Source organism: Novosphingobium sp., from assembly GCF_024642085.1.
Lineage (GTDB): Bacteria > Pseudomonadota > Alphaproteobacteria > Sphingomonadales > Sphingomonadaceae > Novosphingobium.
This window is the reverse complement of the sequence record NZ_JAHEBV010000052.1, coordinates 1-7,642: the sequence shown is the minus strand read 5'-3', so window position 1 is coordinate 7,642 and position 7,642 is coordinate 1. Positions and strand designations below refer to the sequence as shown.

Here is a 7,642-nt window from a genome sequence, read left to right as displayed (position 1 = left end):
GCCAACAGCCGCCTGATCGATTATCCCAACTACTTTCACACAGCCTTGCTCAATTATATGGCAAAAACCGGGCTGATTTCCGCGATCTGCTTTGCAGCAATGGTGGCCACCGCGCTGTGGACGCTCCTGTCCCAATTCGCGATGATCAGCACTGTGCGAGGGCGCGTCTCGGCTGAGACTTATCGCCGGGTTTCCAACCTGATTTGCATCAACCTTGCCATCGCTGTCGCTACCGTGGTTTTTTCGACGTCTGAAGGCATTCTGCAGCAAATGTATCCGGGCTTTCTGCTGTTCTTCCTGACAACGGCCAGTCTGCCTTCGCGCGCCGAATATGCGATGCTCGCTAGCGTGCGGCAATGACGCGGCAGCTGCGGGCGCGCCTTGTTGGCGAGGGCGTGCCGTTCATCACAATGTCGGTAGCGGGACGTCTCTTGCAGATCGCTGCGCTACTTGCGCTTGCCAAGCGCGCGGCAGCCGCGGACTTTGGCCTGTTTGCCTATGCCCAAACGGCAGCGAACCTGGGCCTGCTGATCGGACTGCTGACCATTCCTTCGATCCTGAACGTGGAACTGGCCCACGACCGCGTGCGCTGGCGCGGGATGGAAAACACCTTGTCACTTCTATTTTGCGTTATTGGCACCGCTTTGGCTCTGGCAGTTTCCGGCATGACCCTTTGGGTGGGCGGAACCGATCCGTTCGGTTCTGATAGCGGCTGGCTGCTGTTTTGCGTGTTCATCGCAGTCAACACTGTCCAGCTCGTTTTTCAGGCTGTGCTGTTTGCGCGGGGAAATCATTTGCTGGTTGCGGCAGGCGCGCTCGTCGTCGGTATTGTGCAACTGACACTTATACTCACCATCGACCTGGGAAGTGTGGCGCGTGTCCTGCTGGTCCCCACGCTGGCTTACGCGGTGGGTGCCATCCTTTTTGCAGGATGTGCGCTGCGCAGCGGCGTCAACCTGCGCGGCGCACAGGTTATAAAGGTGCTAAGCCGAAACCGGCAGCGCTGGACTGCGTTATTGCTGAAGTATGCTGGCGTGACTTTGCTTTGTGGCGGGGTGTTTCAATACGCGATGTGGTTGATCCAGAAGTCGCTTATCGCCGCCGGCGGTCCCGCCGAAAACGCGTCCTACGCTGTCGGATTGCAATTCACCAACATCGTCATTTTTCTGCCCGCGCTTGTCGCGCCGGTGCTTGTTCGCGAAATCCGGCTAGCTCCAGCAGGTCGAGGGCAAATGCGCCGGGTGCTGGCGCTTGCAGCTTTCGCAGCGGTTTGTTGCGCATGCGGACTTGCGATGTTCTGGCTGATCCGCATGCCGGTTTTGGCCCTGTTCCCGAACAGTTATGCGTTAAGTGTTCCGGTCGTCATGGCCAGCGTCGTGGCGGGCGTATTTGCTTTCATCAAGGCGCCCTTTTCCATCTTTTTCCAGACCACGCTTGATGCGCGGCCCGATGCGTCCGGTAACATCGCTGCCGGCTTGGTTACCGTGGTAGCGATATGGGCAGGCAGTCTGGGCGCAGACGCGGCGGGCGCTAGCATGCTGCGCGCGGCGGCATGGGCGGTGCAACTGTCAGTGGTAGGCGGATTTTTCATCGCGGCAATGTGGCGTGGCCGCCAAAGCCAGGCGTGCCCGGCCGAGAATGCAGTCGGAGCCGGCGCGATCGCCGACCCCGACATTTCGCATCAGCCGTAACGCCAGGCGGCGCCGTCGCAATAGACCGGGCAATAGGTCGTGCCGGCAGTTGAAGGTACCGAGCCCAAGGCGGGGGCGGCCGCCCCATTTGTGACATAAGCGCGTGCGCCCTTTTGCGCCGCCGAAGCCGCGGGAAGGGTGGCGATCGTGTAGGCGACTGGGGTCAGTGGAACTACTACCCCGGTTGAGCTGCGCAAGACCAGCGCGTTGGCCATCGACGCATCGCAGTATTCGGCCCAGCCTGACGATGGATTCTGCGCTGCCGGCCAGACCGGTGCGACCGCCCGGCCAAGTTGCTGTTGGCCGTTGATAACAATACTTTGTAAAACGCTACCGCCAAGGACCGGAAACTGGGTCTCACCCGCGAGCATCGCAGTATAGCTGCCTTCGCTCGTCAGGTTGATGTCGAACTTTGCACTGACCGACGCGCTGGTATTGGCAAACTCAATCAGGTTGATAGCTCCGGCGGGAGCACCGCCGATTTGGGTGCAAACGCCTTCGACACGAAAACTGTTGCAGGTATCCCGGATCGAAATATAGGCCGGAGTGGCGCCAAACCCGGCGACATTGCCAGCACCCTGCACCCGCAGCGAGAGCGCCTGACTCAAGACGAAATTATCAAAGACAATGCCATGGCCAGGGATGTTGTTCTGGGCAAAGATCTGATCGAAAGAGTTTCCAAACCCTGCGAGTACAATGCATTCGCCTTGGGTCTTGTCTATCTGGCCAGAATACCAGCCTTTGACTCCGCGTACCGTCAGCGATCCGCAGTTGGGCGAGAAAACCACCGCCTGTCTGCCGCAGTCGCCGCAGTCTAGAGAACTGATATAGGTATCGACGAGACTCAAATAGGCGCCGCGGCCCCTGCTGGCCAGGGTTCGCACGTTTTCGATTACCGTGCCGCCAGCGCGCCACGCTTGTCCATCAGTCGCCGCGCCGGCAACACGAAATCCATCTCCTGCGGTGTTGAAGATGAACAGGTTGCCGATGTAGCAGTAAGGATCAGGATGGCTTTGCGGGTTGTAGTTTGCGACCGAAAGCGTGTTGCCGATCAGATTGACACCGCAGCCACTGGTATTGTTTGCAGAGTTCCCGTCGAGCATCAGGCCGTCGATCGCGAAGTTGCTGACATTCTGGTTGGCCAGAACTACCAGATCGCGGTTCGCGCCTGCAATCTGCTTGATGTAGCTAGCGCCAAACTGACCCACAAGCATGGCTCCGTTGGGAATTACCAGCTGCGAGACCATGTAAGGTACTTGCGGCTTGTTGCCAGCAACCGGGGTTAGAGGCGGCACGTAAACGGCCTTGCCCGATTGCAGGGCGGCGGCAAATGCGGCGGTATCATCACCGGTGCCCACTGGGCCGAAATCGGCTGGAGTGACCCAGTCGGCCAGTTTGTCCGCTGCGCTGCGGCCAAAGGCGCCAGCCACCGGATTACGAAAGCCGATCAGGGCTGCGCCTTCACCAACTGCAGTGGAAGCGAGGCGCTGGCTGGTCTGGCGGGCTAGTCCGCGTGCTGTGAAGTCCGCGCTCATTGGGCCATCCTGTAAGCAAGAGTGCCCGACGTGAGCGTTACGTCGAGATAAAGCCGGGCGTTGCTGTCGGACTCTTCCCAGACAGCTTCGCAGCAACTGCTGGTGAACTGAGCCCAGGCTGTCCCTGCAACTGTCAATGGTGTCTTCGTGGTACCGCCGTCGGTGGAACGGGTAACCTTGACCGTGCCGGTCCAGGTACCGGACAGGACCAGGATGACCGGCTTGCCGACCGCTGGCTGATAGGGGCCGAGAACGCCGCTGACGGCGCTGGTCCCGGTAAGTGGGCTGGGCGTTGCTGTGCCGGTCGTTGCGGACAGGGTTACGGGCAGCGGATTGCTGGCACTGACCAGCAAGGCGGTGCCATCGACGTCGGAATAGGCTGCCGCGCGACTGGGCACAAAGTTTGCGGGCGATTGAATGGGTGAATTGGGCATGACGACTCCGGTTATGCAGGGAGGTCGATCAGCTAACCCATATGGTACATTGTAGGAAAACGATTTGGTTCGTTTATCTCCCCGGGAACTTTTCTGCAATTTTGAGGGTCAGATCACGAATTAGCTTGGCCGGTCGCCGTTGCGGCCAGCCCATGTCGCGGGCGTAATTTTCCAACGTCAATCCTAATTGTACCGGACTGGTGCTGGGGGTGAGTTCTGCCGCTGCTGCGATGCGTGCAAACAAATCTGCAAACCCTGTCTTCTTCTCAGCAGGAAGGTGCCAGATCGTCAGATCGGCATCGGCAGACGCCAGATCGTTGAACTTAAAGGTCGTCCACATCCGGCGAATAAAAGGCGCCGCCGTATCGGGTGCGATCCCTTCAAATGCGTAAAGCACTGACAACAGGTGCGCTTCTTCCCGCGGCGCGTCTTCTCCTTGTGACCGCACGGCTGGCCAAAGCGCGCGGGCGCGCTGCGCAATGCGCCGGGTCACGTCGCTGCGCGCTGCGTAGATTTCGCCGCCAAAGTAGGGGATCGCGTCCAAGGACGGGCCGCCATTCTGCTCAAGAAATCGCGCCATCTGTCCTCGGGTCAGGCCGTTGATAACCTCATCCCTGGCATAGTCCTCTTCGTGCATCGTGTAGGTCAGCGCTCCGTGCTGATCGATTTGCGAAACCATGCCGTCAGCAGGACGGAGCCACACGCAATCACAGTCCAAGACGACAGCGCGATGTATTTCCCTATGTTCGGACAGATGATCCAGGATGTCGAATACGTAGAACTGGTTGCCCCAATTTTTGACCGACCCGGGGGGCAGACGGTAAGTGATCGGCCGGACGACGGTTTCTATGCCGTTTCGGGACAGCCACCGCGCGATGTCCAGCCCGTCGATCTCAGGAACCGGAACATTGGTGAAAAGCAGGTGCCGGGCGTTCGGGTTGACAGCAAGGCTGCTGGCAAAGAAACCAACGACGCACCGCCAGTACACAGCTTGGGTTTTGGGCGCGTCAGACATCGCCGAAACCTGCGGAAAATGTGTTGCGGATCCGGCATCGTCGGCAACAAACCACGTGCAGATGGCGGTACTGGCATCCATGCTGCTAGTGCATACCGCCCAGTTTCGCGCGCAGCCGCTTTCCAAGCCAGCTCGGCAAGGCGGCAATCAGCCGTTTCAGGGCAATTCCTTCATAAGACGCGATTTCAGCGAACTTTTCAGGGTGCACTGCATCGAACGGCAGGAATGACGCACCTCCTGATGCCCTTTCTGCGGCGATCCTTTGCGCGGCGTTGGTTTCGCGCACATAGACAAAGGCGTTCTGGCGATACCAATAGTGGATCTCGCGGTTCTCCCAATGGCGAAGCCGGATCAGGTCATAGGGCCGATAGCCAGCCGCGGCGAACAGGGCGCGCCACCATGACGGCCATTGCTCGTTGATGTGGCCAAAACCCCCTTGAAACGGAATGGCTGCACCGAAAACGATTACGTCCGACAAGTCGCACAATGACCGGACCAGCACCTCGGCGCTTGATGCCGGTACGTGCTCAGCTACCTCAAGGCAAACGGCTAGGTCGAACCGCCGGCCCAGGTCAAGCGGGTGGGACAGGTCGGCCTCATGAAACCGGGCGGCGTCGACCAGCAGGTGACGACGGTCATTCCACGGCCCGTCGACCACGGCATAGTCCGTGATGCCGGCATCTAATCCGGACTGGGTCCAGTGGGCATTGCCGCAGCCGACCTCAACCAGAGAATGCGCCCCAAAAATATCAATTATCGGCGGCAGTATGGCGCGCGCGGAAGTGCCCGTCTTGTCCCCGTAAACCTGATGCCATTGTGCGGGGTACATACCAGGCGTTTCCTCGATGCCGTACAGCGCCCTAGCCCATCCGGTCGGCGGATCAAACTGTCACCGCGTCGGGACGGGAGCCTCGCCTGTATAATCATAGAAACCGCGCCCGCTCTTGCGGCCAAGCCAGCCGGCTTCGACATATTTCACCAGCAACGGCGCGGGACGGTATTTGCTGTCGCCGGTGGTATTGTAGAGCACCCGGACAATGTCGAGGCAGGTGTCGAGTCCAACGAAATCAGCCAGTTCAAGCGGCCCCATCGGATGGTTCAGGCCCAGGCGGCAGCCCTTGTCGATATCGGCGATGCTGGCAGTTCCCTGGCCCAGTACAAACACTGCTTCGTTAATCATCGGCAGCAGGATGCGGTTGACGACAAATCCGGGCTCATCTTCGGCCTGGACCACCTGCTTGCCCAGCATCTCTGCAAAGGCGCGGGTGCGCGCGACAGTATCGGCGCTGGTGGCAAGGCCGGGGATCACCTCGATCAGGCCCATAACCGGAACCGGATTGAAGAAATGCAAGCCGATGAACCGCTTGGGATCAGGCGAACTGGTTGCCATGCGTGTAATCGGAATAGAGCTGGTGTTGGAGGCCAAAATAGCGTCGTCGCGCAACACCTTGCCTACCGCTTCAAAGATCTTGCGCTTTATTTCCTCGCGCTCGGTCGCGGCTTCGATGATCAAATCTGCATCGGCCATAGGTACATAATCGGCCACCGGCGTAATTCGGGCTAGCGCAGTTTCCGCTTCACCCGGCGTCAACTTGTCACGCCCCACCAGCCGGGCGAGCGCTTTGTCGATGCCGGCCTTCGCCTTTTCAGCCAAGGCAATGTCGACATCACAAAGAAGAACGCGAATGCCGGCCTGGGCCACTGCCTGGCTGATCCCCGAGCCCATCTGACCCGCCCCGATAACGCCAACCGTCCGCATTGCCCTATCCTTCGCATGTGCAGCAAGGGCGGCTCGTTAGCGGGCCAGTGCCGCGCTGGCTAGCGGTTTTGCCCGGGCACCCACAGCACATCGCCACCCGCTGCAGCATTGACCGCGCGGCACAGCACAAACAGGTAGTCAGACAGCCGGTTAACATAAGCAAGCGCAGCGGGGTTGACCGGCTCTGCGGCCGCCAGCGCAGTCATCGCGCGCTCAGCCCGGCGCACCGAAGCGCGTGCCACATGCAGGCGCGATGCTGCTTCGGTGCCACCCGGCAGGATGAAACTGGTGAGCGGCGATAAGCGATCGTTGGCGGCATCAATCCGCTCTTCGATCCAGGCAGCCTGCGAGGACACGATGCGCAGCACCATCTCCGAAGGTGCAAAATCGGTTCCGGGAGTCGCCAGATCGGCACCCAAATCGAACAGGTCGTTCTGCACCCGTGTCAGGTCCGTCGCGTGATCCCCGCCCTGCAACGCCGCGATCGCAAGGCCCAGCGCGCTATTCGCCTCGTCAACCGCGCCGATGGCTTCCATACGCGCCGCGTGCTTGGGGCAACGCGAACCATCGACCAGGCCGGTCGTGCCATCATCGCCAGTGCGGGTGTAGATCTTGTTGAGCTTGACCACGTGTGCCGCTGCCTTAGCGGTTGGCAAACAGCAGGATGGCAACCACCATAATCGCTGCGCCCTGGAACAGGATGCGCTGCATCATCGCCTTGTTCTGGCGTAACTGATTGGGTGATGGGCCTGCCGCTTCCCCTCGGTTGAGGTCATCCTTGGTGCTTTGCATGAAGGCGATGATGCCCTTTACCAGGCTGTAAACGGCACCCGCCATCAGGGCGAGCAGGATCAGTGTCAGAAAAATCGTCATGGCATCTCCAGTAGCCCCTCGCCCAGCGAAACGCCAGCGGGGAAGCGTCCTTCGCGCAAGGACGCAGCCAGTGCCGCGCCATCCTCACCAGCCAGGCGGTGGTCGGCGAGCGACGGGGATTGGCGCCGTTTTGCGAGCTTTCGCCCGTCGCTTTCCACCAGCAAATCATGGTGATGCCAGCTGGGCACCGGCAAGCCGAGTAGGGCCTGGAGCAAGCGGTGGATATGTGTCGCTTGGTACAGGTCACGGCCGCGCGTGACCAGGGTCACACCCCCTGCGGCGTCGTCCAGGGTGGCGGCCAGGTGGTAGCTGGCCGGGGCTTCCTTGCGCACCAG

10 protein-coding genes are annotated in these 7,642 nt (G+C 60.3%); 2 read left to right on the top strand and 8 right to left on the bottom strand.

The features are described from left to right. Both Q0L62_RS12765 and Q0L62_RS12760 read left to right on the top strand, forming a co-directional pair. Positions 1-360 (top strand): hypothetical protein (locus Q0L62_RS12765; protein WP_296680453.1); only part of this gene is annotated, 360 nt, incomplete at its 5' end. Further along, the gene (locus tag Q0L62_RS12760; RefSeq protein ID WP_296680450.1) at positions 357-1,691 is read left to right on the top strand and encodes a hypothetical protein; all 1,335 of its coding nucleotides are present in this window, start codon (positions 357-359) and stop codon (positions 1,689-1,691) included. The genes Q0L62_RS12765 and Q0L62_RS12760, both read left to right, overlap by 4 nt. Here Q0L62_RS12760 and Q0L62_RS12755 read toward each other — a convergent pair. The 8 genes from Q0L62_RS12755 to Q0L62_RS12720 form a co-directional block, all read right to left on the bottom strand. After that, positions 1,682-3,226: a hypothetical protein gene (locus Q0L62_RS12755; RefSeq protein WP_296680448.1), complete on the bottom strand. Its 1,545-nt coding sequence runs from the start codon at positions 3,224-3,226 to the stop codon at positions 1,682-1,684. The two genes, Q0L62_RS12760 and Q0L62_RS12755, sit on opposite strands and share 10 nt — an antisense overlap. Beyond that, a complete protein-coding gene (locus Q0L62_RS12750) occupies positions 3,223-3,660 on the bottom strand; it encodes a hypothetical protein (RefSeq protein WP_296680445.1) in 438 nt (145 codons plus the stop codon). The genes Q0L62_RS12755 and Q0L62_RS12750 overlap by 4 nt, the downstream gene beginning before the upstream one ends. A 73-nt stretch (positions 3,661-3,733) precedes the next feature. Then, entirely contained in the window at positions 3,734-4,756 is a 1,023-nt protein-coding gene (locus Q0L62_RS12745) for a hypothetical protein (RefSeq protein WP_296680444.1), read from the bottom strand. A 4-nt stretch (positions 4,757-4,760) separates the two neighbouring features. Then, positions 4,761-5,504 carry a methyltransferase domain-containing protein gene (locus Q0L62_RS12740; RefSeq protein WP_296680441.1) on the bottom strand — a complete coding sequence of 248 codons (744 nt, stop codon included), beginning with the start codon at positions 5,502-5,504 and terminating at the stop codon, positions 4,761-4,763. A 60-nt stretch (positions 5,505-5,564) separates the two neighbouring features. Beyond that, a complete protein-coding gene (locus Q0L62_RS12735; protein WP_296680438.1) occupies positions 5,565-6,434 on the bottom strand; it encodes a 3-hydroxybutyryl-CoA dehydrogenase in 870 nt (289 codons plus the stop codon). A 59-nt stretch (positions 6,435-6,493) separates the two neighbouring features. After that, positions 6,494-7,063 carry a cob(I)yrinic acid a,c-diamide adenosyltransferase gene (locus Q0L62_RS12730; protein WP_296680435.1) on the bottom strand — a complete coding sequence of 190 codons (570 nt, stop codon included), beginning with the start codon at positions 7,061-7,063 and terminating at the stop codon, positions 6,494-6,496. 13 nt (positions 7,064-7,076) lie between these two features. Beyond that, positions 7,077-7,307: an HIG1 domain-containing protein gene (locus Q0L62_RS12725; RefSeq protein WP_296680433.1), complete on the bottom strand. Its 231-nt coding sequence runs from the start codon at positions 7,305-7,307 to the stop codon at positions 7,077-7,079. After that, positions 7,304-7,642: glutamate--tRNA ligase family protein (locus Q0L62_RS12720; protein ID WP_296680430.1), on the bottom strand; the 339-nt coding region annotated here is incomplete at its 5' end. The genes Q0L62_RS12720 and Q0L62_RS12725, both read right to left, overlap by 4 nt.